This is a genomic window from Streptomyces showdoensis, from assembly GCF_039535475.1.
Taxonomy (GTDB): Bacteria; Actinomycetota; Actinomycetes; order Streptomycetales; family Streptomycetaceae; genus Streptomyces; species Streptomyces showdoensis.
On sequence record NZ_BAAAXG010000026.1, the window covers coordinates 1,225,542 to 1,251,349 of the forward strand.

A 25,808-nucleotide genomic window follows, 5' to 3' on the forward strand; every position below is an offset into this window, starting at 1 on the left:
GGGTCCGCGCCGCTCCGGTCCTCGCCCCTCCGGTCCGCACCGCTCCGGCCCCCGTCACGTCAGCCCGCCCACCGGGGCGACCACGACGCCCTGCTTGCCGCAGACCCAGTGCGGGTCGGGGCCCATCTCGGGTTCGACGTCGAGGGCGTGCGGGTCGCCCGAGGAGCAGACCGGGCAGATCGGCCAGCGGCCGTACCGTTCGAGCAGGGCGTCCTGCACGTCCTGGGCGACCAGGCCGGCCACGAAGGGCGCTCCCTCGGGCCACTGCTCGACCCACCATCGGCGGTGCGCGACGGCGTCCTCCACCATCGAGACGACCTCGGCCATCGCGACCTCGCGGGCCACCAGGTCGGCGAGAACCAGGGCGCGGGCGGCATGGAGTGCCTGTTCCACGGGGTCTATGTCGTCCATGTTCACATTCTCGCCCCAAGGCCCCGCGCGGGACCAATGTCCTGCCCGGAGAGGGGACCAACGGGGTCTTGACGCTCCCCCCGGCCGAAAATATCTTTCAAGTGTGACCAATGAAGTGAAGGAAATTTTCAGCGGCGCCGCCGGAACCGCGGCCGCCGTCGCGGCCCCGCCCGCCCCCGCCGCCCTCGCGGCCAAGGTGCGGACCCTCGCCCCCTCCATGACCCGCTCCATGCAGCGCGTCGCCGAGGCCGTCGCCGGGGACCCCGCCGGCTGCGCCGCCCTCACGGTCACCGGCCTCGCCGAGCTCACCGGCACCAGCGAGGCGACCGTCGTGCGCACCGCCCGGCTGCTCGGCTACCCCGGCTACCGCGACCTGCGCCTCGCCCTGGCCGGCCTCGCCGCCCAGCAGCAGTCCGGCCGCGCCCCCTCCGTCACCGCCGACATCGCCGTCGACGACCCGGTCGCCGACGTCGTCGCCAAGCTGGCCTACGACGAGCAGCAGACCCTCGCCGACACCGCCGCCGGACTCGACACCGTCCAGCTCGGCGCCGCCGTCGCCGCCCTCGCCACCGCCCGCCGCGTCGACATCTACGGCGTCGGCGCCTCCGGCCTCGTCGCCCAGGACCTCGGCCAGAAGCTGCTGCGCATCGGCCTCATCGCCCACGCCCACAGCGACCCGCACCTCGCCGTCACCAACGCCGTCCAGCTCCGCTCCGGCGACGTCGCCATCGCCATCACCCACTCCGGGTCGACCGGCGACGTCATAGAACCGCTGCGGGTCGCCTTCGACCACGGCGCCACCACGGTGGCCATCACCGGCCGACCGGACGGCCCGGTCACGCAGTACGCCGACCACGTGCTGACCACCTCCACCGCCCGCGAGAGCGAACTTCGCCCCGCGGCCATGTCGTCCCGCACCAGCCAACTCCTGGTCGTGGACTGTCTGTTCACCTGTGTCACCCAACGTACGTACGAGACGGCGGCCCCTGCCCTCGCGGCCTCGTACGAAGCCCTCGCCCACCGCCACGCCCCCCGCGCCCGCTGAAACACGAGAGAGCCGCCCCGTGTCCACCGCACCCATCACCTCCGAGACCTACTCCGCACTGCGCGCCCAGCTCGCCACCCTCACCACCGAGGCGTTCCGGCCCGAGCTCGCCGAGATCGACCAGCTCCCGACCGCCGAGATCGCCGCGCTGATGAACGGCGAGGACCAGTCCGTCCCCGCCGCCGTCGCCAAGCAGCTGCCCGTCATCGCCGCCGCCATCGACGCCACCGCCGCCCGGATGTCCCGCGGCGGCCGGCTCATCTACCTCGGCGCCGGCACGGCCGGACGGCTCGGCGTGCTCGACGCCAGCGAATGCCCGCCCACCTTCAACACCGACCCCTCCGAGGTCGTCGGCCTCATCGCGGGCGGACCCTCCGCCATGGTCAAGGCCGTCGAGGGCGCCGAGGACTCCAAGGAGCTCGCCGTCGAGGACCTCACCGCGCTCGGCCTCACCGCCGACGACACGGTGGTCGGCATCTCCGCCTCCGGCCGCACCCCGTACGCCATCGGCGCCGTCGAGCACGCCCGCTCCCAGGGCGCGCTGACCATCGGCCTGTCCTGCAACGCGGACAGCGCGCTGGCCGCCGCCGCCGAGCACGGCATCGAGGTCGTCACCGGCCCCGAACTCCTCACCGGCTCCACCCGGCTGAAGGCGGGCACCGCCCAGAAGCTGGTCCTCAACATGATCTCGACGATCACCATGATCCGGCTCGGCAAGACCTACGGGAACCTCATGGTCGACGTCCGCGCCTCCAACGAGAAGCTCCAGGCCCGCTCGCGCCGCATCGTGGCCCTCGCCACCGGCGCGCCGGACGAGCAGATCGAGACCGCCCTCGCCGCCGCCGACGGGGAGGTGAAGACCGCGATCCTGATGATCCTCGCCGACATCGATGCCAAGGCCGCCGACCAGCGGCTGGACGCCTCCCGGGGCCACCTGCGCGCAGCGCTGCACGCCACCGGCCCCGCCGCCCCCCTCACCCCCTAACCCCCGCCGGGCACCCCCTCACAGCAAGGCACCACCGCACCATGAGCACAGACGACAAGAACCGCGCCATCGCCGCCGCGATCCTCCCCCTCGTCGGCGGCGCAGAGAACATCAGCTCCGTGGCCCACTGCATGACCCGCCTCCGGCTGGGTCTGCGGGACCGCTCGCTCGTCCAGGACGAAGCCCTCAAGGCCGTGCCGGCCGTGATGGGTGTGGTGGAGGACGACACGTACCAGATCGTCCTCGGCCCGGGCACCGTCGCCCGCGTGACCCCCGAGTTCGAGGCCCTGGTCGCCGCGGCCCCCAAGCCCGCCCACTCCGCCGACGACCTCGCCGCCCAGGGCGCGGCGATCAAGGCGGCGCAGAAGGCGAGGAACCAGACCCCGGTCAAGCTGCTCCTGCGCAAGATCGCGAACATCTTCGTCCCGCTGATCCCCGCCCTCATCGGCTGCGGCATCATCGCCGGCCTCAACGGCCTGCTCGTCAACCTCGGCTGGCTGCCCGGCATCACCCCCGCGCTCGCCGCCATCGCCAGCGGCTTCATGGCCCTGATCGCGGTCTTCGTCGGCTTCAACACGGCCAAGGAGTTCGGCGGTACGCCCATCCTCGGCGGCGCGGTCGCGTCCATCATCGTCTTCGCCGGCGTCGCCAAGATCGAGGTCTTCGGCCAGACCCTCTCCCCCGGCCAGGGCGGCGTCCTCGGCGCGCTCGGCGCGGCGGTCCTCGCCGTGTACGTGGAGAAGTGGTGCCGCCGCTGGGTCCCCGAAGCCCTCGACGTGCTGGTCACCCCCACCCTCACCGTGCTGATCTCCGGCCTCGTCACGATCTTCGGCCTGATGTTCGTGGCCGGTGAGATCTCCCAGGGCATCGGCGACTTCGCCACCTGGCTGCTCGCGAACGCGGGCGCCGGCGCGGGCTTCCTCCTCGGCGGCCTCTTCCTCCCGCTGGTGATGCTCGGCCTCCACCAGGCCCTGATCCCCATCCACACCACCCTGATCGAGCAGCAGGGCTACACCGTCCTCCTGCCCATCCTGGCGATGGCGGGCGCGGGCCAGGTCGGCGCGGCGATGGCCGTCTACCGCAAGCTCCCCCGCAACGGCTCGATCCGCCGCACCATCAAGTCCGCCCTCCCGGCCGGCTTCCTCGGCGTCGGCGAGCCCCTGATCTACGGCGTCTCGCTGCCCCTGGGCCGCCCCTTCATCACCGCCTGCATCGGCGGCGCCTTCGGCGGCGGCTTCGTCGGCCTCTTCAACATGCTGGGCGACCAGGTCGGCTCCACCGCCATCGGCCCCTCGGGCTGGGCCCTCTTCCCCCTCCTCGACGGCAACAAGGGCCTCGGCGAGACCATCGCGATCTACGCGGGCGGCCTCCTCGTCGGCTACGTGGTGGGCTTCCTGGCCACGTACTTCTTCGGCTTCAGCAAGGAGCTGATCGAGGAGTTCGACGTGGACACGGAGACGGCCCCGGAGACCGCGGCCGGGGCCGGGGCGGCCCCGGGCGCGGGCACCGCCCCCGAACCGGCCACGGCGCCCGAACCAGCGAAGGTCTGACGCTCCCGGCCCGACGGCATGCGGAAGGGCTCCCGGTACGTGCGTACCGGGAGCCCTTCCGCATACGGCGGCTCAGCAGCCGACGTCCGTCGCCGGCCGCTCGCCCGTCAGCAGGAAGCGGGTCACCGTGCGGTCGCCGCAGGCGTTGCCGTTGCCCAGGTACATGCCGTGGCCGCCGTGGTCGACGGAGACCAGCCGGGCCTTGGCGCCCAGGGCCCGGCGCATCTTGAGGCCCTCGGAGTGCGGGGTGGAGGGGTCGCGCAGGCTCTGGATCATGAGGATGTTGGAGGGGCCCTCGTCGGTGAGACGGGTGGGCTTCTCGACGGGGCCGCCCTTCCAGAAGGAGCAGGGCGTGATGTTGGCCGGCATGCCCGCCGTCAGCGGGTACGCGGCCCGGTCGGCGGCGACGGCCCGCTCGTACGAGCGGACGGAACCGCGCCACTTCACGTCGTTGCAGATGACGCCGACCGTGACGGCCGCGTCGGAACCCGGCATCGGGCCCGACAGGGCGGGCGGGAGGACGGGCTTCGCGCCCGGCGTCCCGGCCTGCTGCACGAGCCGGGCGAAGCCCTCGAACTGGGAGTCCGAGTAGAGCGCCATCTGCAGGGCCTGGCGGAGCAGGTTGCCGGTCAGCGGCACGCCCGGCGTCGTCGACGGCTTCGGCTCCCGGTCCAGCCGGGCCGCGAGATCCAGGACCAGGGGCCGCACGTCCTCGGCCCGCTCGGCGAGCCGCAGCCCCTCCCCCGCCCGGTCCGGGTGCGCGGCCCAGGCGGCGAAGTCGGAGAAGCGGTCCTCGGCGCCCCGCGCCATCCCGCGCAGCCAGCCCTGGGCGACCGTGCGCGGATCCGGGTCGGCGCTGCTGTCCAGCACCAGCCGGTCGGTGTGCCGCGGGAACTTCTGCGCGTACTGCGCGGTGACGTAGGTGCCGTACGAGACGCCCCAGACCGACACCTTCCGCTCGCCGAGCGCCTCCCGCAGCCGGTCCATGTCCCGCACCTGGTTGGCGGTGGTGAGGCTGCGCAGCTCGGCGCCTCCGTTGCGGGCGCAGGCCTCCGCGATGCGGCGGGAGCGCGCGACGGAGACGTCGATGGAGCCGTCGGCGGCGGGCCAGCTGCGCAGGTTCACCAGGTGCCGGTCCTCGTCGGCGAGCCCGCAGTCCGCCTTCATGCTGCCGCCGACCCCGCGCGGGTCGAAGGCCACCAGGTCGTACGCGCCGCCCAGCTCCTTCACCAGCGCCGGCCCCTTGGCCGACAGCCGCTGCACCCCCGACCCGCCGGGCCCGCCCGGCACCACCAGCAGCACCCCGCGCCGGGCCTCGGGCCGGCCGCTGAGGATCCGGGACACGGAGAGCGTGGCCTGGCGCCCGTCGGGCTCGGCGTAGTCGAGCGGGACGGTGAGCGTGGCGCACTCCTGGCGCAGGCCCTCGGGACCGCACTTCTCCCAGGCGAGGGCGGCGGAGGAGGAGCCGGAGGAGACCGGCGCGGAGACCCCGGCCGGTCCCGCCGCGGGGACGGCGAGGGCGGCGGAGGAGAGGGCCAGGGCGAGCGCGAGACCAGCGGAAGTCGTCATGTGTGAAGCATGGTTGAGCGGGCGTCAGGTCCCCATCCGGGAGGCAGGCGGGCGGGGGGTGGGGGTAACCCCCGCGGATCGGGGAGCACTTGAGGTCGATCGGGGCCGACGTGCGGACGAGGCCATGCGCCGGGCGGACAAGCCGAAAGCCGTACGGACCGGGCGGGACCGTACGGGACCGGGCGGGACCGGGCGGAGCCGGACCGGACGGGACGGGACGGGACGAGGCCGTGCACCGACCGGGCGGCGCAACCGACCGATCGCCGCCGTCAGCCGATCGCCGCCGTCAGCCGATCGCCGCCACCGACCGATCACCGCCGTCAGTCGGACGAGCCCGTCGACGGTATCTGCGTGCCCACGTAGTTCACCGGAGCGATCAGGAGCCACAGCACCGCCCCGCACACGAGCAGCGCCGGCCAGACCCCGGTCCAGCCGGCCAGCCACGGTGCCGCGAGCAGGAACGGCACGGCGTACCGGCGGAGGCGGCGCACGGCCCCCCGTACCGTCCAGCACTCCTCGTCCGAGTCCACCAGGCCGAAGCCCAGGCCGCCGACGACACCGCCCATGATCCCGGTGAGCAGCAGCGCGAAGCCGGTGGTGCCCCAGACGGACAGCCTCGTGAAGGCCTCGTCGCCCGCCCCGTTCGTCAGGGCGGCGGCCAGCGCGCCGATCGGCACGCACATCGACACCAGGTGCAGCAGCCGAGCCCAGTCCCACAGCCAGTCGGGCGGCCCGCCCAGGCCGTCGGGCAGCAGACCGGTCGCGGGCGGCGGGCCGGTGCCCGCGTCGGCGACCACGCCGGCCCGCACCCAGCGCCGCGCCCGGGCGAGCACCGTCACCCACGCCACCCCGCAGCCGAGCGCCGCCGTGCCGACGCCGAGCGCCCACCGCTGCCCGGCCGTGTTCGGATCCCACCAGAGCAGCAGCACCGCGAGATGGCCGAGCAGGACGGCGGCGGCCGCCGCCAGCCGGGCGCTCAGGAGGAAGCGCCGCGCGGTCCGTTCGGCGCGGTCCCCGTCGGCGTGCAGGCGCCGCACCTGCCACACCCGCACCGGTCTGCCCTCACGAGCCACCGCCATTCCCCCGCCCCCCATGCCGCTCACGATCACGTCCGACGCAGCGTACGACCGCGGAAAGCTGCTGGCCACAGCCCGCCGGACGGGAGATCATCCCCGCCATGACCACAGACCTGACCGCTCCGCCCGCCCCCCTGTCCCTCCCCGCCGCCGCCGCGGGCACCTGGCTGCTCGGCGACCTCCCCGTCCGCCGCATCGGCTTCGGCACCATGCGACTGCCGCAGACCGGTGGCGCCCTCGTCGAGGACGCCGTGCCGAGGGACCGCGAGCAGGCGATCGGCGTCCTGCGCAGGGCAGTCGAGCTCGGCGTGAACCACCTGGATACCGCCGCTTTCTACTTCTCGCGCCTGCGCTCCGCCAACGAGCTCATCAACCGCGCGCTCGCCGGACCCTCGGGCCGGTACCCCGAGGACCTGGTCATCGCGACGAAGGTCGGCCCCGCGCGGGACGCCTCCGGCGCCTGGACCGAGCACGCCCGCACCCCGCGGGAGCTGCGCGCCCAGGTCGAGGAGAACCTGCGCCAGCTCGGCCGCGACCACCTCGACGTCGTGAACCTCCGGGTCCTCGGCACCGACTCCGTCGCCGAACGCTTCGGCGCCCTGGCCGAACTCCGCACGGCCGGCCTCATCCGCCACCTCGGCGTCTCCAACGTCACCCCCGAACAGCTCGAAGAGGCCCGGCGGATCGCGCCCGTGGTCTGCGTGCAGAACATGTACGGGATCGGAGTGCGCCCGGAGTACGCGGAGTTCGTGCGCCACTGCGGCGACCAGGGCATCGCGTTCGTGCCGTTCTACTCGATCGCCGCGGCGGGCCGTGAGGGCGGCACGACGGCCGCGCCGGAGCCGGCGGCGATCCTCGCCGTGGCCCGCGCGCACGACGCGACCCCGGCCCAGATCCGCCTCGCCTGGACCCTCCACCAGGGCCCCCACCTGCTCGCCATCCCCGGCACCGGCGACCTCGGCCACCTGGCGGACAACGTGGCGGCGGGCGCGCTGAAGCTGACCGAGGAGGATCTGGCCCTCCTGGCCGAGGCCCACGAACCGCCCGCGGCCTGAGCTCCGCGGCGCCCTAGACTCCAGCCCCATGACCTCTGCGAAGCCCACCCCCGCCCTCGTCTCCGACCTGGCCCCGACCGGCACCCTGCGCGCCTCGATCAACCTGGGCAACCCGGTCCTGGCCCAGGGCACGCCGGACGCCCCCGCCGGGATCACGGTGGACCTGGCCCGCGAGATCGGCGCCCGGCTCGGCGTCCCGGTGGAGCTGCTGTGCTTCGACGCGGCCCGCAAGTCGTACGAGGCGATGGCGACCGGCCGCGCCGACCTCTGCTTCCTCGCCGTCGAGCCGGCGCGCGAGGCGGAGGTCGCGTTCACGGCGCCGTACGTCGTCATCGAGGGCGTGTACGCGGTGCCGCGCGACTCCGCCCTGACGAGCCCCGAGGAGGTCGACGCCCCGGGCGTCCGCATCGGCGTGAAGGCGGGCTCGGCGTACGACCTCTACCTCACCCGCACCCTGCGCCACGCGACGCTGGTGCGCGGCGAGGAGGGCGTCGACACGTTCGCCGCGCAGTCCCTGGAGGCGGGCGCGGGCATCCGCCAGCCGATGACCGCGTACGCGGCGGCACACCCGGAGGTCCGCCTCCTCGACCCCCGCTTCATGCAGATCCGGCAGGCCGTGGGCACCCCGGTGACCCGCTCCGCGGAGACGGTCGCCTTCCTCCGCGCGACGATCGGGGAACTGAAGACGAACGGCTTCGTGACGGCGTCCCTGGAACGAGCGGGCCAGGACACGGGCCTGCTGGCGGGCCCGGAGGCGTAACCGCCCGAACCGCCCCGCCGCCCCCCGCCGGGCACTCCTCACCGGCCCCCGGGGGCGGCCACTCGGGCGGGCCCCGGCCTCCCGGGGCCGGCTTCCCCGGCGGCCCCGAAACTCCTCCGGAAACCGTCTCCCCCACCCCCCGAAATCCCCCCTCCACGCCCCCTGACTCCCCCTCCACGCCCCGCCCCACCCCCTCCCGGCAAGGGGCGCCCACACCCCCTCCCGAACGCCCGCCCAGACCCCGCCCAGACCTCCCCCGCAACACCTCTGACCTGGGATTTCTCCCTCAACTCCCCTACCGTTCAACGGAGACGGAAGGGGACCGCATGAACCGTACGGACCGCACGGCCCACACCACCCGCACGACCCGCACCACCGAGGACGTCCTCCGCCTCCTGGACGGCCTGTTCGCGCAGGACGTCGACAAGTGGCAGGGCTTCTACGACGACCGCTCGCGCCCGGTGCCGTTCTTCGTGCCGAAGCCGGACGAGAACCTGGTCGGGTACCTCGACGGCGGCCTCGTCCCAACCGGCGGGCGCGCCCTCGACCTCGGCTGCGGTCCCGGCCGGAACGCGCTGCACCTCGCCGAACGGGGCTTCCGCGTCGACGCGGTGGACCTCTCGCCGGGGGCCCTCGCCTGGGCCCGCGAGCGCGCCCAGGAGGCCGGCCGGGACGTCCGGTTCCTCCACGGGGACGCGTTCGCCCCGGAGACGGACGCCGCGCTCGACGGCCCGTACGACCTGATCTACGACTCGGGCTGCTTCCACCACCTCGCGCCCCACCGCCGCGTCACCTACCTCGCCTTCCTCTCCCGCCACCTCGCCCCCGGCGGCCACTTCGCCCTCACCTGCTTCGCCGCCGGCCCCGGCGGCATGGGCTCCGAACTCCCCGACCCCGCCTTCTACCGCGACCGCTCCCTCCACGGCGGCCTCGCCTACACGGCCGAGGCGCTCCGCGAGGTCTTCGACGCCTTCGAACCCGTCGACCTGCGCCGCATGCGCGACGAGACACCGAGCTCCCCCCTCTTCGGCGAGCCCTTCCTGTGGACGGGGCTTTTCCGCCGCAGCTAGCACCGTCCCGCAGCCGGCACCGTCCCACGGGAAGGGGCGGGGCCGCCGGAATCCGATGGCGCTCCCGCCCCGTCGCCTCCTACGCTCCGCCCATGCGCTACGCCAAGACCTCGTTCGTCTGTCTGCCGTGCCGGGCGTCGTACAAGCAGCCGTACCTCGACATCACCCGGGAGCGGCGCTGTCCGCGCTGCGCGCGCGTGATGATCCACGCCGGTTCGGCGTTCGCGCCGCCCCGACGGCGGGACCTCGCGGCCTGGCGGGCGCTGTCGGTGGTGCTGAACGCGGGCATCGGCTTCCACAAGAGCTGCTGCGGCGGCCCGGGTTGGCGCCCCCGCACCCTCCGCGAGGTCAAGGAGCGCAGCGCCCACGCCCGCCGCACCGGCGAGCCCCTGGCCCGTGCCCTGCTGCACTACGAGGTGCCCGCGGGCTGAGCTCCGGGGCGGTCGCGCCCGCGGAGGCGGGGCGGTCGCCCCGGGGCGGTCACATCGTGCGGAGGTGGTCGGCCAGCCGGTCGTACTGCTCCCTCACCCCCGCCTCCATGCCCGCCGCCAGCGCCTGGTCCCGGGTCTCCGTGGACGGCCAGAAGGAGGTGCTGGTCAGCGCGGTGCCGCCGTCCGGGGTCGCGTCGAAGGCGAGGATCACGCGGACCGGCTCGGCGCCCGGCATCTGCTCGAAGACCTCCGAGTAGACGATCCGCTCGCTCGGCACGATCTCCTCGTACGTGCCCGAGAAGACGATCTCCTGCCCGTCGGGGGCCCGCTGCCCCCAGCGCCAGGCGCCGCCCGGCCTCAGGTCGACCTCGCAGACGGACATGGTCAGGCCCGAGACGCCGTACCACGCGCGGACGTGCTCGGGCCGCGTCCAGGCCTCCCAGACCCGCGAGACGGGCGCTTCGAAGGTGCGGGTGATGACCAGCTCGCGTTCCGCCGGTGTCGTCAGCAGCGTGATCATGAGATCTCTCCCGCTTCCGGCCGGGCCCCCGGGCTTCCGGGTCCGGCCCTCTCCACCAGGATCGCCCCCCGGGCCCGCTCCAGCGAGCCTGGCAATGCAGTGAACATGTTCAACGATCAAGCGCTATGGTGCTCCCACGCGGCCCGCGATCACCAACGCGAGCAGGCGCCGCGTCTTTCTGACCTGTGGGGGGTCCTTCTGATGCGCTCGAAGCGCACCCTGCCGCATGCCCTCGTGCGTGCGGCCACCGTATTCGCCCTGTCGGCGGGCGTCGCCCTGCCCGCCGTCATCACGGCTCCGACCGCGTACGCGGCGACCGTCAGCCGGACGACCACGCTGGACGACGGCCGGCTGACCGTCGACGGTCTGCCGAACGACGCCCTGTGGATCAAGGTGAGCGTGCTCGCCTCCGCCGCCCCGGACGCCGCCGTGCTCGCCTCGACGGACGAGCTCACGCTCTCCGCCTACGCCGCCTGGACCACCGAGGCGCCGATCCGGCTCCCCGAGGGCACCGCCCTCGGGGACTACCCGCTCGCCGTCGAGTACCGGCTGCCCGGCGGCACCGTGCAGCGCTGGACCGGCGGCTCCTTCGGCTACCGGCTGCACACCGGCGTCTCGGCCGCCTCGTTCGACCGCACGACCACCAGCTACGACAGCCGGGACGTCGTCCTGTCCGGCAAGGCCACCACCTGGAACCCGGCCACGGACACCACCGGCCCGGCCGCCGAGGGCACCACGGTCAAGGTCGTGCTGAACCTGACCGACGCCTACGCCAGGCCCCAGTCCCGGACCCTGGCCGTCGCCACCGCCGCGGACGGCACGTTCACGTTGCCCGTCACCGCCGACGACGAGATCACCGGCGGTACCGCCGAGGTCGTGCCGGCGTCCACCGACACCGACCCGGCGGCCGCGCGCCCGCTGCCCGCCGTGGGGGTGGAGAAGCTCAAGTACCGGGTCACCTCGGACACCGACCGGTTCCGCGTCGCCGCCGGTACGGACGTCAGGGTCTCGGGCCGGGTGGAGCGCCTGACCACGGAGGGCTGGCGGAGCTTCGGCGGGATCCCGGTGGTCACCGTCTCCGGCGAGCCGTACCCGTACACCAAGGTGATCACCCCGATCGGCAGCGGCACCACGACGGCCGACGGCGACTTCTCGTACCCCGTCCGGGCCCAGTACTCGACGCACCGGCTGTACACGCTGCCGAAGCCGTCGGTCTACTTCGACCGGAACGCGACCTACCCGTCCGCCACCGCCGACATCGCCGTGCCGCAGCAGTTCACGTACGCCGGCGCCACGATGACGCTCGACGAGTACGGCTGGGTGAAGGCCCGAGGACGCCTGGGGAACGGCTCCACGTACTGCGACACGAAGCCCGACTGGGTCGCCCTCCAGGTCTCCCTGGACAACGGACGCACCTTCCGCACCCTGAAGTCCGGGTACGTCGACACCGGCTGCTGGTACGACTTCGGCGCCTGGGGCTACGTCAACGCGGTCTACCGGATCTACCACCCGGAGAGCGACCGCTACGTCGCCAAGAACACCGCGAACGTGCGCCTCTCCCGCATCGAGACCCGGATCGTCAACGTCACCTACAGCCCCTTGCGGCCGCGGGTCAACGGCAAGATGACCGTCAAGGGCCTCGTGCAGCAGAAGGTGAACGGCGTCTGGAAGGCCATGCCCGGCGCGCGGCTGACGCTCTACGTCAAGCCGAAGGGCGACCCGAACTGGTACTGGGCGGCCAGGAACATCGCCACCGGCTCCACCGGCGCGTTCACCGTCACCACCGCCAACTACGGCGACGGCACCTGGGGTCTGGGGCTGCAGTCCAAGGCCGGTTACTTCTACAGCGAGTCGAGGAACTTCTATGTCGATGCGCGCTGACCTCCGCCGGCTCTCCGCCGTCTCGCTCGTCACGGCGCTCGCCCTGGGCGCCGGGGCGGCCCCCGCCCTCGCCGAGGAGCCCGCTCCGGCCCCCCGCCACCGTGGGCATCGGCCGGGCCGTCACCGTCGACACCCAGCGGGGCACCTTCCGGGTCACCGCCTGGACCGACGCACCGCAGGCCACCGTCACCGCGGTGTCCGCCAAGGTCCGGAAGGGCGACACCGTCCTCGCCGACCTGCCCGCGCTCGTCCAGGACCCCGCCAACAAGGGCCTGTTCGCGCTGCCCGTGGAGTCCACCCTCAAGCTCACCGAGGACGGCGGCACGCTGCCGGAGCTCGGGAGGTACGCGATCGACGTGACGGCCACGGACTCCCTCGGGAACACCGTCACCCGGGCGAACGCCGGCACGCTCGACTTCACGCTGCGGCCGAGCCTGACCCGGTTCACCGCCGGCTTCGCCACCTGGGCCGACCGGAACGGACACCCGGCGGGCACCCTGACCGGCATCCAGCCGGGATCCGGCGACCAGGTCCCGCTGTCCGGCCGCTCCGTCTCCATCGAGCGCTGGGCGGACGACGCCCCCGCTCGGCTCCGCCATGACGGCCGCCGACGGCACCTTCGCCGCCGAGCCGATCCCGGTGGTCACGCGCTGGGACGCGTACCGGGCCGAGTTCAGCGAGAACAGCGACCAGGTTCACGGCACCACCGCGACCTACGACTCCGTCGACGTGCGGACCAGGACGATGGCGATCACCGCCGCCGCCGACCGGCCGATCGCGGCGAACGGGGAGACCGTCACGCTCACCGGCCGGGTCACCGACCCGGTGGACGGCTCCCCCGTCGCCGACGAGCCGCTGGAGGCGCTCCTGGGCGGCGGGGTCCCGAAGCCCGTGCGCACCGACTCCGACGGCCGGTTCTCCGTGCGGCTGGTCGCCGCTCCGGGCCCGGACAGCACCGGCTGGAGCGTGCGGGGCACGAGCATGTTCCAGGACGGGCTGTACGCGAGCGGTCCGCTGGCCCTGCCGAAGGACACCCGGACGACCCTCACGGCCTACCGGCTCGGCGGCGACGGACGTCTCTCCGTGTACGGCCAGTTCCGCTCCCCGTACGAGAGCTGGGCGGGCTACACGACCGACCAGACGGTGCTCCTGGAGCAGTCGCCGGACGGGCAGAACGGCTGGAGGAAGGTCGCCTCGACCACCCTCTCCACCAACGTGCGCGTGTCGTTCGGCCTCGGCCTGACCACCAAGGGCGGCTGGTTCCGGCTCCGCACGGTCGGCACGTCGATGTACGCCGGGTCCCTCAGCCGGACCTTCCACGCGGCCCGCACCTCCACCCGCGTCCTGGCCGTGGACGCGACCCCGGAGCCGGTCCGCAAGGGCGCCGAGATCACGGTGACGGGCACGGTGCAGCACGACCTGGCGGGCTGGAAGCCGCTGGCCAACCAGCCGGTGCAGCTGCGCTTCGCCGCATGGGGCTCGAAGACGTGGAAGACCGTCGCCTGGGGCCGCACCAACGCCGCGGGCAGGACGAGCCTGAAGGCGCGGACCTCGGTGGACGGGACGTACACGATCGTCTACGTCGGTGACGCGTCGCACTTCGACGCGGCCGGCAAGGGCGACTACGTCGACGTCCGCTGACGCCCGGCGGGCGGAGGCCCGCACATGACCGAAGGGCGGCACCCCCGCTGGGGGGTGCCGCCCTTCGTCGCGTTCAGCGATGAACGACCGATCCTCTACGAGGATCAGAAGTCCATGTCACCGCCCGGCATGCCGCCGCCGGCCGGCGCGGACGCCTTCTCCGGCTTGTCGGCGATGACGGCCTCGGTGGTGAGGAACAGGGCCGCGATGGACGCCGCGTTCTGCAGCGCGGAGCGGGTGACCTTCGCCGGGTCGATGATGCCCTCGGCGATCATGTCGACGTACTCACCGGACGCGGCGTTCAGACCGTGGCCGACGGGGAGGTTGCGCACCTTCTCGACGACGACGCCACCCTCGAGACCACCGTTGACGGCGATCTGCTTGAGCGGGGCCTCCAGGGCCAGCTTGACGGCGTTGGCACCGGTGGCCTCGTCGCCGTCCAGCTCCAGCTTCTCGAAGACCGCGGAGGCCTGCAGCAGGGCCACGCCGCCACCGGCGACGATGCCCTCCTCGACGGCCGCCTTCGCGTTGCGCACGGCGTCCTCGATGCGGTGCTTGCGCTCCTTGAGCTCGACCTCGGTCGCGGCACCGGCCTTGATGACGGCGACGCCACCGGCGAGCTTCGCCAGGCGCTCCTGGAGCTTCTCGCGGTCGTAGTCCGAGTCGCTGTTCTCGATCTCGGCGCGGATCTGGTTCACGCGACCGGCGACCTGCTCGCTGTCACCGGCACCGTCGACGATGGTGGTCTCGTCCTTGGTGATGACGACCTTGCGGGCGCGGCCCAGCAGGTCGAGGCCCGCGTTCTCCAGCTTGAGGCCGACCTCCTCGGAGATGACCGTGCCGCCGGTGAGGATGGCGATGTCGTTCAGCATGGCCTTGCGGCGGTCGCCGAAGCCCGGGGCCTTGACCGCGACGGACTTGAAGGTGCCGCGGATCTTGTTGACGACCAGGGTCGACAGGGCCTCGCCCTCGACGTCCTCGGCGATGATCAGCAGGGGCTTGCCCGACTGCATGACCTTCTCGAGGAGCGGGAGCAGGTCCTTGACCGAGGAGATCTTGGAGTTGACGATCAGGATGTACGGGTCATCCAGGGCCGCCTCCATGCGCTCCATGTCGGTCGCGAAGTACGCCGAGATGTAGCCCTTGTCGAAGCGCATGCCCTCGGTGAGCTCGAGCTCGAGCCCGAAGGTCTGCGACTCCTCGACGGTGATGACGCCTTCCTTGCCGACCTTGTCCATCGCCTCGGCGATGAGCTCGCCGATCTGGGTGTCGGCGGCGGAGATGGAGGCCGTGGAAGCGATCTGCTCCTTGGTCTCGACATCCTTCGCCTGCTCGAGCAGGGCGCCCGAGACGGCCTCGACGGCCTTCTCGATGCCGCGCTTGAGAGCCATCGGGTTGGCACCGGCGGCCACGTTGCGCAGACCCTCGCGGACGAGCGCCTGGGCGAGGACGGTGGCGGTGGTCGTACCGTCGCCGGCGACGTCGTCCGTCTTCTTGGCGACTTCCTTGACCAGCTCGGCGCCGATCTTCTCGTACGGGTCCTCGAGCTCGATCTCCTTGGCGATGGAGACACCATCGTTGGTGATCGTGGGGGCGCCCCACTTCTTCTCGAGGACGACGTTGCGGCCCTTGGGGCCGAGGGTGACCTTGACGGCGTCAGCGAGCTGGTTCATGCCGCGCTCGAGACCGCGCCGGGCCTCCTCGTCGAACGCGATGATCTTGGCCATGTGAAGTGGTCCTCCCGGACATGGGGTGGATAACGCTCCTGGACCGCGCCGACGCCCGCGACGGACGGCCTGCGTGCCCTGTGGTTCCTTGCCCCACCTGGCCGCGGGCCTCGTCTGCCCGATCCTCGTAAGCACTCTCACCTTCAGAGTGCTAACGCCAATGATTAGCACTCGCCCCATGCGAGTGCAAGCGACTACCGAGGATCGGTCACCCACGAACGCGCGCGCCGCGCGCACGAGCCCGGCGCACGAGCCCGGCGCACATGACGGCGGACGCCGGACATGACGAGGGGCCCGCATCCGGTTACGGATGCGGGCCCCTCGACGGAAGTGCGTCGGTGGCCGATCGCGCCGCGCTCAGGCGGTGGCGAGCTTGACCATGTCCGCCTGCGGACCCTTCTGGCCCTGCGAGATCTCGAACTCGACCCGCTGCCCTTCTTCAAGGGTGCGGTAGCCGTCCATCTGGATCGCGCTGTAGTGGACGAAAACATCCGCACCACCGTCGACCGCGATGAAGCCGTAGCCCTTCTCCGCGTTGAACCACTTGACGGTGCCCTGAGCCATGCCTAACTCCCCTATTACTGGCCCTTGCGCGGGACCGCACTTCGCGGACCCGGGTCAGACCCTGCGCCGGAACGCGTCGACCGCGGCTGAATGTATCTGCCCAACTGCCCTCTGCAACAGGTCAATCCGACGAGAATTCTGGGCACGCCGGAAAGGGGAATTGGGGAGAATCCCTTGAATTCCGGGTCAAGTCGGGCCGGGCAAAGCGCGCAGAAGGTACACAAGGCACGGGCACTTTGGCTGCTTCTTGTCGCGCGCGGGCGCATTCTCATATGCGTCTGGCATGAGCAGCGGAGGGGACTTCCCCAACTCTACCGCGCTCAACCATGCAGAATTGCCCCTTCCGCTTCTTCTCGCGGAAGGGGCAATTCAGATAAGACGGGTACCGCCGGTAAGCCGACCCGGGCGGGGTGACGGCTCAGCAGCCGCCGGCGACGGCGGGGATGATCGAGACGCCCGCGCCGTCGGGCGTGGCGGTCTCCAGACCCTGCTCGAAGCGCACGTCGTCGTCGTTGACGTACACGTTGACGAAGCGGCGCAGCTTGCCCTGGTCGTCCAGGACGCGGGCGGCGATGCCGGCGTGGTTCTTCTCCAGGTCGGCGATGACCTCGGCGAGGGTCGCGCCCTCCGCCTTCACCTCGGACGCGCCGCCGGTGTAGGTGCGGAGGATGGTGGGGATGCGGACGGTGACGGCCATGGGGTCACGTACCTTTCAGTGGGCCAGGCCCGCGTCGCGGAACGCGTCCAGGCTCGGGCGGATGGTGGCGGTCGCCTGAGAACTGTCGGCCACGGCGTCCAGGGTCTTGAGGCCGTCGCCGGTGTTGAGGACCACCGTCGTCAGCGCCGGGTCGATGAGGCCGGCCTCGACCAGCTTCCGCGTGACGCCGACGGTCACGCCGCCCGCGGTCTCGGCGAAGATGCCCTCGGTGCGGGCGAGGAGCTTGATCGCGTCGACGACCTGCTCGTCGTTCACGTCCTCCACGGCGCCGCCGGTGCGGCGGGCGATGTCGAGCACGTACGGGCCGTCGGCCGGGTTGCCGATGGCGAGCGACTTGGCGATGGTGTTCGGCTTCTGGGGCTTCACGACGTCGTGGCCGGCCTTGAAGGCGACCGAGACCGGGGAGCAGCCCTCGGCCTGGGCGCCGAAGATCTTGTACGGCTTGTCCTCGACCAGGCCCAGCTTGATGAGCTCCTGCAGACCCTTGTCGATCTTGGTGAGCTGCGAGCCGGAGGCGATCGGGATCACCAGCTGGTCCGGGATGACCCAGCCGAGCTGCTCGCAGATCTCGTACGCGAGGGTCTTGGAGCCCTCGCCGTAGTACGGGCGCAGGTTGACGTTGACGAAGCCCCAGCCCTCGCCCAGCGGGTCGCCGATGAGCTCCGAGCAGAAGCGGTTGACGTCGTCGTAGTTGCCCTCGATGGCGACCAGGTCGCCGCCGTAGACGCCGGCCATGACGACCTTGCCCTGCTCCAGGTCGTGCGGGATGAAGACGCAGGAGCGGAAGCCGGCCCGGGCGGCGGCGGCGCCGACGGCGCCGGCCAGGTTGCCGGTGGAGGAGCAGGAGAGGGTGGTGAAGCCGAAGGCGCGGGCGGCCTCGATGGCCTGGGCGACGACCCGGTCCTTGAAGGAGTGGGTCGGGTTGCCGGAGTCGTCCTTGACGAACAGCTTCCCGGGCTCGACGCCGAGCTCGCGGGCCAGGTTGTCGGCCTTGACCAGCGGGGTCCAGCCGGGGTTCAGGTTGGGCTTCTCGGCGACGTCGGCCGGGACGGGCAGCAGCGGGGCGTAGCGCCAGATGTTGGCGGGGCCGGCCTCGATGCGCTTGCGCAGCTCCTCCGGGTCACCGGAGGGCAGCTCGTACGCGACTTCGAGCGGGCCGAAACACAGTTCGCAGGCGAAGATCGGGCCGAGCGGGAAGGATTCACCGCATTCGCGACAGGAGAGTCCGGAAGCGGGACCGAGGTCGACGGTGGTTCCGGGTGCGACGGTCTGTACAGCCATGGAGGCGAGGCCCTTTCTCCTCATCTTTCCCATGACGAATTTTTCGCCATGAGACGGATTTGGCACCTTCCCTAGCCGGGGACCTCGCGCTATGAGCAGCGCCCGTCAGGGCTCCACCTGGGGTGGTGGCCGGGAGACGGGTGGACGAGTGACCGACTGGAGGGTTGCCGGGGCTTCAACGGGCCGTTTCCCTCTGCCCCTCTGGATGAGCGGTATTCGATTGTGAGACGCGGTCGGCACCCCGACATGCATCGGGGATCCGCGTTGTTCAAGACTGTAACCGAAGGCTTCGAAGGTGGAGACGGTCGTCCGATCCGCGAGATGGAGATCACGTTGCTGGAAGAGGTGGAGCGCTGGCTGGCCCGGCGGTCCTGGTCCGTTGCCGACCGCCCGCTGGAGCGCGTCCTCGCCGCCAAGCGCGGCACGAAGGTCAGCGTGGTGCTGCCCGCGCTGAACGAGGAGGCGACGGTCGGCGCGATCGTCTCGGTGATCCGCCGCGAGCTGATGACCGAGGCGGTGCCGCTGGTGGACGAGCTCGTGGTGATCGACTCGGGCTCGACGGACCGTACGGCGGAGGTCGCGGCGGCGGCCGGCGCGCGGGTGGTGGCGCGCGACGCGATCCTGCCCCGGATACCGGCGGTGCCCGGCAAGGGCGAGGTCCTCTGGCGGTCACTGATGGTGACGACCGGGGACGTGGTCTGCTTCGTCGACGCGGACCTGCGGGACTTCTCCGCGGACTTCGTCTCCGGCATCGTGGGCCCGCTGCTCACCGAGCCGGACGTCGACTTCGTGAAGGCGATGTACGACCGCCCGCTCGGCGACACCCCTGGTCAGGGCGGTCGGGTGACGGAGCTGGTGGCGCGCCCGCTGCTCAATCTGCACTGGCCGCAGCTGGCCGGCTTCGTCCAGCCGCTGGGCGGCGAGTACGCGGCGCGGCGCTCGCTGCTGGAGCGGCTGCCGTTCCCGGTCGGTTACGGAGTGGAGCTGGGCCTGCTCGTCGACGCGCTGCACACGGTGGGCCTGGACGCGCTCGCGCAGGTGGACGTGGGGGTGCGCAAGCACCGGCACCAGGACGGGCAGGCGCTGGGCCGGATGGCGGCCGCGATCTACCGGACGGCGCAGCTGCGGCTGTCGCGGGGGCACCTGGTGCGGCCCTGGCTGACCCAGTTCGAGCGGGGCGAGCGGGGCTTCGAGCCGCGTACGTACCCGGTGGACACCGAGGAGCGCCCGCCGATGGCGGAGATCGCGGAGTACGCCCGGCGCCGCGTGGCGTAACGCACGAAAATAGTGCTTTCTGCATAAATTTCCGTTTCATGCGGTTCACGACCAGAACGGGCATCCTGCTGGCGACCCTCGGCCTGATGGCCGGGCCGCTCTCCCCCGGGGGAGCCGCCCCGGCCGCCGCCCGGCAGGGCACCGGCACCACCACCTTCGCCGCGCAGCGGATCGACCCCGCCGCCCTGGGCCCCGGCCACGGCTCCGGCACCGTTCACGTGGCGGTCCCGCCGGCCCCGCGCCCCGCCCCCCGGGGCAGCGTGACGGCGGGTGCCGGCGCGAACCGGGAGCGGCTGTGGCTGCTGGGCGGGCTGGCCCTGGCGCTCGCGGCGACCGGCCTGGTGGCACGGGCGGCGGTCCGCGGCCGCCGCGACTACTGACGGCGACTTCGCGCCCCCTGTCTGGTATCCGTACGTTTGAGCGTTTACCGGACGGGCTAGGTTCGCCCCATGGCTTCCGTCCTCGTGGCATCGAATCGCGGCCCGGTCTCGTACACCGTGCGTGACGACGGCGGGCTGGACGCCCGGCGGGGCGGCGGCGGGCTCGTCTCGGGCCTGAGCGCCGTCTCGTCGGAGGGCGGCCTGTGGGTGTGCGCCGCCCTGGGCGACGGCGACCGCGAGGCCGTGCGCCGCGGGGTCGCCGAGCCGGGCGTGCGGATGCTGGACATCGACCCGGAGGTGTACGCCGACGCGTACAACGGCATCGCGAACTCGGTGCTCTGGTTCCTCCACCACCACCTGTACGACATCCCGCGCGAGCCCGTCTTCGACGCGGACTTCCGCCGCCGCTGGGCGTCCTACCGCGCCTACAACCACGCCTTCGCCGAGGCCCTCGCCGAGGCGGCCGACCCGGGCGCCGCGGTCCTGGTCCAGGACTACCACCTGGCGCTCGTCCCCGGCCGGCTCCGCGCGCTCCGCCCGGACCTGCGGATCGCCCACTTCACGCACACGCCCTGGGCCTCGCCCGGATACCTGGCGATGCTCCCGGACGACGTCCACCGCGAGCTGGTCGAGGGCATGTCGGGCGCGGACGAGCTGGGCTTCCACACCCGCGCCTGGGCCTCCGCCTTCCTGGCCGACCCCTTCGTGGACCGGGCCCCCCGGGTCGCCACGTACCCGCTGGGCGTCGACGCCGAGGAGCTGCGCGCCCTCGCCCACCGCCCCGCCGTCGACGCCCGCCTCGCCGAGCTGCGCGCCGAGACCGCCGGCCGGAGGACCATCGTCCGGGTGGACCGCACGGAGCTGTCCAAGAACATCCCGCGCGGCCTGCTCGCCTACCGCGAGCTCCTCGCCCGCCACCCCGAGTGGCGCGGCCGGGTCGTCCACCTGGCCTCCGCGTACCCCTCCCGCCAGGACCTGGAGGTCTACCGCGCGTACACGGCCTCGGTGACCGAGCTCGCCGCGGCGGTCAACGAGGAGTACGGCACCCCCGACTGGCAGCCCGTCCTGGTCTCCGTCCAGGACGACTTCACCCGCTCCCTCGCCGCCTACCGGCTGGCCGACGTGGCCCTGGTCAACCCCGTCCGGGACGGCATGAACCTGGTCGCCAAGGAGATCCCGGTCGTCTCCGACGAGGGCTGCGCCCTGGTCCTGTCCCGCGAGGCGGGCGCGTACGAGGAGCTCCACGAGGACGCCCTCACGGTGAACCCGTACGACGTGACGGCCACCGCCGAAGCCCTCCACCAGGCCCTCTCGATGCCCGCCCCCGAACGCGCCGAACGCACCAAGCGCCTCGCCACGGCGGCGACGGCACTGCCGCCGCGGGAGTGGTTCCTGGCGCAGCTCGGGTCGTTGCGCACGGGCTGAGCCAACTCAGGACCGACCCTGTTCAAAAACACGTGCCCCCGCAGATGGGGGCAGCCCTTCCCACTGTTACGCTCCCGTCCACCTGCGGTGGGGGCACGGCAGGCACAGAGGTTCGGGGAGGGGCTTTCTGGTGATTCGTCACACCTTGAGGCGGGGCGTGTTCGCCGCCGCGACGGTGCTCGCACTGACGATGGGCGGCGGTCTCACGCCTCTGGCGGGAACGGCGGCGGCGGAGCCGGTGCCCGAGGAGACGGTGATCCCGGCGCCCTACTACGGCGAGCCCTTGTACAGCTGGACGTACAAGGCCGAGCAAGCCCGTCTGTGGCAGGCCGACAGCACCGGCTCCGAAGGCGTCTTCCGCTACGAGGCGGGGCACACCCGCGACATCCTCTGGACCCGCTACTCCGACGGCAAGACCCTCACCGTGCCGCTGCCGACCGTGCCCTGGACAGAGGTCCAGGGCACGGGCACCGACACACTGGCCTTCATACGCGACGGAGAGGTCGAGCTGCGCGACCCCCAGGGCGGCGCACGCGTCCACCCGCTTCCCCCGGGCTACTTCAGCCCCCGGGTGTTCGGCTCCACCCTGCTCGCGTTCACCTCCGTCACCCAGCCGGACGGAACGCGCACGGCGCAGAAGCACCTGCTGTCGCTCCAGGACGACGGCACGACCCGCGAGCTGGAGATCGGCGGCCTCCCGGAGGGTACGCGGCTGGGGTCCGTCAGCGCGGCCGACGCCACGTCCCTGCTGTTCACCGCGCAGGACGAGGACGGCACGCGCCGCCAGGTCCTCGTCTCCAGGGAGACCGGCACGGTCGAGACCGTCACGAAGGCCCTGCCTGCGGGCTACACCTTCGGGAAGCTCTCGCCCGAGTACATCGTCGCGTACAGCTCCGACCCCGCCGTCCACACGGCCGTGGTCGCCTCGCGCACCGACCCCGCGGCCCCGCTCGTCGACGTACCCGTCGACACCACGATCACCGGGCCCCTGCACCACCTTGCCGTCGTCGGCGACTGGCTCGTCTACCGCGACTCCCAGTCCCGCGTCGAGAGCGTCCCGATCGCGGGCGGCGCCACCGTCGACCTGCTCACGCACATCACGGGCACGCTGTCGTCCGGCCCGGCCGGCACGGCCGTCGCCGTCGGCACCACCGGCGCGGGCGGAGACCGACGCGCCGACTGGGGGGTCCACCGCATCACGGCGGACCCCACGGGCAGGCCCGTGGTGACGACGGTGAAGCGCTTCCACGAGCCGGGCCACATCCGGGGCATCGCCCTGGCCAAGGGTGAGCTGTCGACCGCCGACGACCGCAACCCCGCGGGCACGTACGCCTGGGAGCGACCGGTCAGCAGCACGGTTCCCCTCACGTACGGAGGGGTCTCGGACACCTACGGCAGCGCCCAGCCCGCCTGCACCGGGGACGGCGACCTCCCCTGCGCGCAGCTCCGGGCGCTCGGCGACGGCCGGTTCCTGCGCTGGGCCGGAGCCGACGGCACGAACGACCGCTACACGGGCGCCAACGTGTCCGTCACCGTGCCCAAGGGCGGACGGCTCGTCGACGCCAACCCCCTCTACGTGGTGCGGTCCGGTCCCGGCGCGGTCGGGCGTCAGACCACCACGGCACTGTACGGCGGACGGATCCTGGACGAGCGGGCGCCGGGAGCGGCCGCGCTGTGGGGGTCCTGGCTGTGGACGGCCGGCACCTCGAAGGGCGTGGTGACGGCCAAGGACCTGGAGACCGCCAGGACGGTCGAGACCGTGGACACCGGTGCCTCCTGCGTGCCCGCGGAGCTCCAGGCAGCCGGGCGCCGGCTCTACTGGAGCTGTGGCCCCGACGGACCGGCCGGGATCTACGACCGCGCGACGAAGACCTCACGGCCCGTCCCCGCCGGTGAGGCACTGATCGGTGACGGCTATGTCGTCACCCATGACCGGGCCGCCGGAAAGCTGGTCCTCACCGGCGCCGACCCGACCGGGCCCGCCGGCCGGGTCGTGGGCGACCTGCCCGACACCGGCGTCTCGCAGCGTCATGTCCGCTGGACCGTCGACAAGTTCGGCGGTCACATCGCCTACGTCGACGCCCGGGATCAGGTGCACCTCGTGCCGTCCGGCATCGAGGCGCCGCCGCTGTCCTTGCTGGAGAACGAGGGCGGGTCCACCGTCGTCGATGCCCAGAAGGGCACCGACTCCCTATCCTCGGTGCTGTTCAGCAAGCCGGTCGGCACCTGGACCCTGACGGCTCGCCACCGCGTTTCGGGCACGGTCAGCCGACTGAGCTCGGGCAAGGACGTCCGGGGCCGGCTGTGGCTCCCGTGGCACGGTTACGACGAGGCCGGAAACCTGCTGCCCAGCGGTGCGTACACATGGACCCTCACGGCCGAGCCGGCGGACGGCGTGGGCCCCGGCATCCCGCTCTCCGGTGAGGCCACCCTCGTCAACGGCACCGGTCAGGCCACCGGGAAGTTCCACCCGATCCCCGCCCAGCGGGCCATGGACACCCGTACCGGTCTGGGCGTCCGGAAGGGCAAGGTCGGGGCCAAGGGGACGGTCACGCTGAAGATCGGCGATCGTTGGGCCGTGCCCACCCACGAGCTGACCGCGGTGACCGTGAACGTGACGGCCGTGAACGCGACGGCCGCCACGTACGTCTCGGTGTACCCGGCCGGCACCACGCGGGGCAGCGCCTCCAACGTGAACGTGCGGGCCGGCAGCACGACGGCCAACCTGGTGACCGTGCCCGTCAAGGACGGGAAGATCACCCTCTACAACCACGCAGGCAGCGTCGACCTCGTCGCCGACATCTCCGGGTACTTCACCACGACGGGCACCTCCGACCACTTCGAACCGCTCAAGCCCACCCGCGTGCTGGACACCCGCACCGGCCTGGGCAGCCGCCCGCACAAGGCGGACGACTACCACTGGCCGACGGTGCAAGTCACGGGCCGGTCCGGGATACCCGCGACCGGGGTCACCGCCGTCCTCGTGAACCTCACCGCGACCAACGCCACCCGCAGGACGGACGTGACGGCGTACGTGGAACAGAGCGAGGGCAGCATCCTGAACCTCGGTGTCGGGGAGACCGTCTCGAACCTCGCCGTCGTGCCCGTCTCCCCCAACGGCACCATCACGTTCGTCAACCGCGCGGGCGCCGCCGACCTCATCGCCGACATCGCCGGCTACTACACCGGCACCCACCTCGGTTCCCTCTTCCAGCCCCTCGCCCCCGCCCGTTCCCTCGACACCCGCACGGGCACCGGCACCCCCAAGGGCAAGGTCGGGGCGGGCCGGACGGTGACGCTGACCGTCGCCGGGCTGAACGGAGTGCCGGCGAGCGGGGCCACCGCGGTCGTGCTGAACCTGACGGCGACCGGTGGGACGCGGGGCACGGTGGTCACCGCCTACTCGTACGGCACAAACCGGCCCGGCACGTCCAACCTCAACGTGCCGGCCGGGCGGACGGTGTCCGTCCTGGCGGTGGTGCCGGTCAAGGACGGCAAGGTGACCCTGTACAACCACTCCGGCTCCGTCGACCTCATCGCCGACGTCCAGGGCTTCTACGCCCCCTGACCCAGCGCCCCCGCCAGCCCCTCCAGCAGACCCACCACCGCCGCCGGCCCCGGGACCGTGAGGTCGGCGCGGTCGGCGAGGTCGGGGACGGATTCGGAGGCCGAGGCGGAGCAGACGAGCAGGCCCGGGGTGCCGTCGGAGCGGAGCTTCTCCACGGCCGCGTACGCGGGGAGGTCGCCCAGGTCGTCGCCCGCGTACAGGACGGACCCGGCGCCCAGTTCCCGGACGTAGTCGGAGAGGGCCACCCCCTTGTCCATGCCCGGGGGCCGGAGCTCCAGGACCATGCGGCCGGGTTCGAGGACCAGGCCGTGGTGGGTGGCCAGGTCGCCGAGCGGGCCCTTCAGGGCCTCGAAGGCGCCCTGCGGGTCGTCGGCGCGGCGGGTGTGGACGGCGACCGCGCGGCCCTTCTCCTCGATCCAGGTGCCGGGCCAGGCGCCGATCCGGTCGAGGAAGCCGGGCAGCTCGGCGCGGACCGAGGCCACGCCCGGGTGGGGGGCGGCGGCGTGCACGGTGCCGGTGACGGCGTCCCAGCGCTCGGCGCCGTAGTGGCCGAGGACCACGAGGTGCTCCAGGCCCGGGACGCCGGCGAAGCCCCCGTACCGTACGGCCACTCCGGCGGGGCGGCCGGTGATCACGGCGACGGCGGCCACCCGGGGGGCGAGGGCGGCCAGGGCGGGGACCGCGCCGGGGTGGGCGCGGGCCCGCTCGGGGTCGGGGACGATCTCGGCGAGCGTCCCGTCGAAGTCGAGGGCGACGACGGCCTTCTCGGGCCGCGCGAGGAGCGCGTCGAGACCGTCGCGGCCGGCGGTGGTGGTCGGGTGCGGAAGGCTGCTGACCATGTACCCGACCCTACCCAGGGACGCGCCCCGCGTCAGG

22 protein-coding genes and 1 riboswitch are annotated in these 25,808 nt (G+C 72.7%); of the genes, 13 read left to right on the plus strand and 9 right to left on the minus strand.

From position 1 onward, the window contains the following. Positions 1 to 54: 54 nt before the first annotated feature. Positions 55 to 411, minus strand: a complete 357-nt coding sequence (locus ABD981_RS18300; protein ID WP_046911831.1) for a hypothetical protein — start codon at positions 409 to 411, stop codon at positions 55 to 57. A gap of 103 nt (positions 412 to 514) precedes the next feature. Here ABD981_RS18300 and ABD981_RS18305 point away from each other — a divergent pair, with 103 nt between their 5' ends. Genes ABD981_RS18305 through ABD981_RS18315 form a run of 3 tightly spaced genes read left to right on the plus strand, consistent with a single transcriptional unit; the run spans position 515 to position 3,991 of the window. Continuing rightward, positions 515 to 1,456, plus strand: a complete 942-nt coding sequence (locus tag ABD981_RS18305) for a MurR/RpiR family transcriptional regulator (protein WP_046911817.1) — start codon at positions 515 to 517, stop codon at positions 1,454 to 1,456. A gap of 19 nt (positions 1,457 to 1,475) precedes the next feature. Then, a complete protein-coding gene (gene murQ / locus ABD981_RS18310) occupies positions 1,476 to 2,441 on the plus strand; it encodes an N-acetylmuramic acid 6-phosphate etherase (RefSeq protein WP_240495475.1) in 966 nt (321 codons plus the stop codon). A gap of 41 nt (positions 2,442 to 2,482) precedes the next feature. Next, positions 2,483 to 3,991, plus strand: a complete 1,509-nt coding sequence (locus tag ABD981_RS18315; RefSeq protein ID WP_046911816.1) for a PTS transporter subunit EIIC — start codon at positions 2,483 to 2,485, stop codon at positions 3,989 to 3,991. Between the two features lie 72 nt (positions 3,992 to 4,063). On the opposite strand, the gene ABD981_RS18320 is transcribed toward ABD981_RS18315, so the two are convergent. Together ABD981_RS18320 and ABD981_RS18325 are read right to left on the minus strand one after the other, a co-directional pair. Continuing rightward, positions 4,064 to 5,560: an alpha/beta hydrolase gene (locus ABD981_RS18320; protein ID WP_046911815.1), complete on the minus strand. Its 1,497-nt coding sequence runs from the start codon at positions 5,558 to 5,560 to the stop codon at positions 4,064 to 4,066. 320 nt (positions 5,561 to 5,880) lie between these two features. Continuing rightward, a complete protein-coding gene (locus ABD981_RS18325; protein WP_131723946.1) occupies positions 5,881 to 6,639 on the minus strand; it encodes a hypothetical protein in 759 nt (252 codons plus the stop codon). 98 nt (positions 6,640 to 6,737) lie between these two features. Here ABD981_RS18325 and ABD981_RS18330 point away from each other — a divergent pair, with 98 nt between their 5' ends. From ABD981_RS18330 to ABD981_RS18345, 4 genes are all read left to right on the plus strand, one after another. Beyond that, positions 6,738 to 7,691: an aldo/keto reductase gene (locus tag ABD981_RS18330; protein WP_046911813.1), complete on the plus strand. Its 954-nt coding sequence runs from the start codon at positions 6,738 to 6,740 to the stop codon at positions 7,689 to 7,691. A 28-nt stretch (positions 7,692 to 7,719) separates the two neighbouring features. Continuing rightward, positions 7,720 to 8,451 carry a transporter substrate-binding domain-containing protein gene (locus tag ABD981_RS18335; protein WP_046911812.1) on the plus strand — a complete coding sequence of 244 codons (732 nt, stop codon included), beginning with the start codon at positions 7,720 to 7,722 and terminating at the stop codon, positions 8,449 to 8,451. A gap of 326 nt (positions 8,452 to 8,777) precedes the next feature. Continuing rightward, entirely contained in the window at positions 8,778 to 9,521 is a 744-nt protein-coding gene (locus ABD981_RS18340; RefSeq protein ID WP_046911143.1) for a class I SAM-dependent methyltransferase, read from the plus strand. 92 nt (positions 9,522 to 9,613) lie between these two features. Further along, entirely contained in the window at positions 9,614 to 9,952 is a 339-nt protein-coding gene (locus tag ABD981_RS18345; RefSeq protein WP_046911142.1) for a hypothetical protein, read from the plus strand. A gap of 49 nt (positions 9,953 to 10,001) precedes the next feature. Here the strand turns inward: ABD981_RS18345 and ABD981_RS18350 are convergent, their stop codons facing one another. Next, positions 10,002 to 10,472, minus strand: coding sequence for an SRPBCC family protein (locus ABD981_RS18350; RefSeq protein ID WP_046911141.1), 471 nt, complete (start codon positions 10,470 to 10,472; stop codon positions 10,002 to 10,004). A gap of 201 nt (positions 10,473 to 10,673) precedes the next feature. Between ABD981_RS18350 and ABD981_RS18355 the strand changes: the two genes are divergently transcribed. Then, entirely contained in the window at positions 10,674 to 12,353 is a 1,680-nt protein-coding gene (locus ABD981_RS18355) for a hypothetical protein (RefSeq protein WP_046911140.1), read from the plus strand. Positions 12,354 to 12,950: 597 nt separating this feature from the next. Then, on the plus strand, positions 12,951 to 13,994 hold the full coding sequence (locus ABD981_RS18360; RefSeq protein WP_345529856.1) for a peptidase associated/transthyretin-like domain-containing protein: 1,044 nt from the start codon (positions 12,951 to 12,953) through the stop codon (positions 13,992 to 13,994). A gap of 104 nt (positions 13,995 to 14,098) precedes the next feature. On the opposite strand, the gene groL is transcribed toward ABD981_RS18360, so the two are convergent. The 4 genes from groL to thrC all read right to left on the minus strand — a co-directional run bounded on the left by groL (position 14,099) and on the right by thrC (position 18,284). Beyond that, a complete protein-coding gene (gene groL / locus ABD981_RS18365) occupies positions 14,099 to 15,721 on the minus strand; it encodes a chaperonin GroEL (RefSeq protein ID WP_046911138.1) in 1,623 nt (540 codons plus the stop codon). A 357-nt stretch (positions 15,722 to 16,078) separates the two neighbouring features. Next, positions 16,079 to 16,285 carry a cold-shock protein gene (locus ABD981_RS18370; protein WP_046911137.1) on the minus strand — a complete coding sequence of 69 codons (207 nt, stop codon included), beginning with the start codon at positions 16,283 to 16,285 and terminating at the stop codon, positions 16,079 to 16,081. 418 nt (positions 16,286 to 16,703) lie between these two features. Further along, positions 16,704 to 16,982, minus strand: a complete 279-nt coding sequence (locus tag ABD981_RS18375) for a MoaD/ThiS family protein (protein ID WP_046911136.1) — start codon at positions 16,980 to 16,982, stop codon at positions 16,704 to 16,706. Positions 16,983 to 16,997: 15 nt separating this feature from the next. Next, the gene (thrC, locus tag ABD981_RS18380) at positions 16,998 to 18,284 is read right to left on the minus strand and encodes a threonine synthase (protein WP_046911135.1); all 1,287 of its coding nucleotides are present in this window, start codon (positions 18,282 to 18,284) and stop codon (positions 16,998 to 17,000) included. A 17-nt stretch (positions 18,285 to 18,301) separates the two neighbouring features. Further along, positions 18,302 to 18,496: riboswitch (SAM riboswitch) on the minus strand. Between the two features lie 121 nt (positions 18,497 to 18,617). Here thrC and ABD981_RS18385 point away from each other — a divergent pair. From ABD981_RS18385 to ABD981_RS18400, 4 genes are all read left to right on the plus strand, one after another. Further along, positions 18,618 to 19,559, plus strand: coding sequence for a glucosyl-3-phosphoglycerate synthase (locus ABD981_RS18385; RefSeq protein ID WP_046911150.1), 942 nt, complete (start codon positions 18,618 to 18,620; stop codon positions 19,557 to 19,559). Between the two features lie 38 nt (positions 19,560 to 19,597). Then, positions 19,598 to 19,939, plus strand: a complete 342-nt coding sequence (locus ABD981_RS18390; protein ID WP_046911134.1) for a hypothetical protein — start codon at positions 19,598 to 19,600, stop codon at positions 19,937 to 19,939. Between the two features lie 69 nt (positions 19,940 to 20,008). Then, positions 20,009 to 21,364, plus strand: a complete 1,356-nt coding sequence (locus tag ABD981_RS18395) for an alpha,alpha-trehalose-phosphate synthase (UDP-forming) (protein ID WP_046911133.1) — start codon at positions 20,009 to 20,011, stop codon at positions 21,362 to 21,364. Positions 21,365 to 21,521: 157 nt separating this feature from the next. Then, entirely contained in the window at positions 21,522 to 24,932 is a 3,411-nt protein-coding gene (locus tag ABD981_RS18400) for a hypothetical protein (protein ID WP_123955071.1), read from the plus strand. On the opposite strand, the gene otsB is transcribed toward ABD981_RS18400, so the two are convergent. Further along, positions 24,920 to 25,771, minus strand: coding sequence for a trehalose-phosphatase (gene otsB, locus ABD981_RS18405; protein WP_046911132.1), 852 nt, complete (start codon positions 25,769 to 25,771; stop codon positions 24,920 to 24,922). The two genes, ABD981_RS18400 and otsB, sit on opposite strands and share 13 nt — an antisense overlap. Between the last annotated feature and the right edge of the window lie 37 nt (positions 25,772 to 25,808).

Excerpts from the sequence above, each read along its gene's own strand:
- ABD981_RS18300 (WP_046911831.1), bottom strand. The coding sequence starts at position 411 with ATGGACGACATAGACCCCGTGGAACAGGCACTCCATGCCGCCCGCGCC.
- ABD981_RS18315 (WP_046911816.1), top strand. The coding sequence starts at position 2,483 with ATGAGCACAGACGACAAGAACCGCGCCATCGCCGCCGCGATCCTCCCC.
- ABD981_RS18320 (WP_046911815.1), bottom strand. The coding sequence starts at position 5,560 with ATGACGACTTCCGCTGGTCTCGCGCTCGCCCTGGCCCTCTCCTCCGCC.
- ABD981_RS18325 (WP_131723946.1), bottom strand. The coding sequence starts at position 6,639 with ATGGCGGTGGCTCGTGAGGGCAGACCGGTGCGGGTGTGGCAGGTGCGG.
- ABD981_RS18330 (WP_046911813.1), top strand. The coding sequence starts at position 6,738 with ATGACCACAGACCTGACCGCTCCGCCCGCCCCCCTGTCCCTCCCCGCC.
- ABD981_RS18335 (WP_046911812.1), top strand. The coding sequence starts at position 7,720 with ATGACCTCTGCGAAGCCCACCCCCGCCCTCGTCTCCGACCTGGCCCCG.
- ABD981_RS18340 (WP_046911143.1), top strand. The coding sequence starts at position 8,778 with ATGAACCGTACGGACCGCACGGCCCACACCACCCGCACGACCCGCACC.
- ABD981_RS18345 (WP_046911142.1), top strand. The coding sequence starts at position 9,614 with ATGCGCTACGCCAAGACCTCGTTCGTCTGTCTGCCGTGCCGGGCGTCG.
- ABD981_RS18350 (WP_046911141.1), bottom strand. The coding sequence starts at position 10,472 with ATGATCACGCTGCTGACGACACCGGCGGAACGCGAGCTGGTCATCACC.
- ABD981_RS18355 (WP_046911140.1), top strand. The coding sequence starts at position 10,674 with ATGCGCTCGAAGCGCACCCTGCCGCATGCCCTCGTGCGTGCGGCCACC.
- ABD981_RS18360 (WP_345529856.1), top strand. The coding sequence starts at position 12,951 with ATGACGGCCGCCGACGGCACCTTCGCCGCCGAGCCGATCCCGGTGGTC.
- groL (WP_046911138.1), bottom strand. The coding sequence starts at position 15,721 with ATGGCCAAGATCATCGCGTTCGACGAGGAGGCCCGGCGCGGTCTCGAG.
- ABD981_RS18370 (WP_046911137.1), bottom strand. The coding sequence starts at position 16,285 with ATGGCTCAGGGCACCGTCAAGTGGTTCAACGCGGAGAAGGGCTACGGC.
- ABD981_RS18375 (WP_046911136.1), bottom strand. The coding sequence starts at position 16,982 with ATGGCCGTCACCGTCCGCATCCCCACCATCCTCCGCACCTACACCGGC.
- thrC (WP_046911135.1), bottom strand. The coding sequence starts at position 18,284 with ATGGCTGTACAGACCGTCGCACCCGGAACCACCGTCGACCTCGGTCCC.
- ABD981_RS18390 (WP_046911134.1), top strand. The coding sequence starts at position 19,598 with ATGCGGTTCACGACCAGAACGGGCATCCTGCTGGCGACCCTCGGCCTG.
- ABD981_RS18395 (WP_046911133.1), top strand. The coding sequence starts at position 20,009 with ATGGCTTCCGTCCTCGTGGCATCGAATCGCGGCCCGGTCTCGTACACC.
- otsB (WP_046911132.1), bottom strand. The coding sequence starts at position 25,771 with ATGGTCAGCAGCCTTCCGCACCCGACCACCACCGCCGGCCGCGACGGT.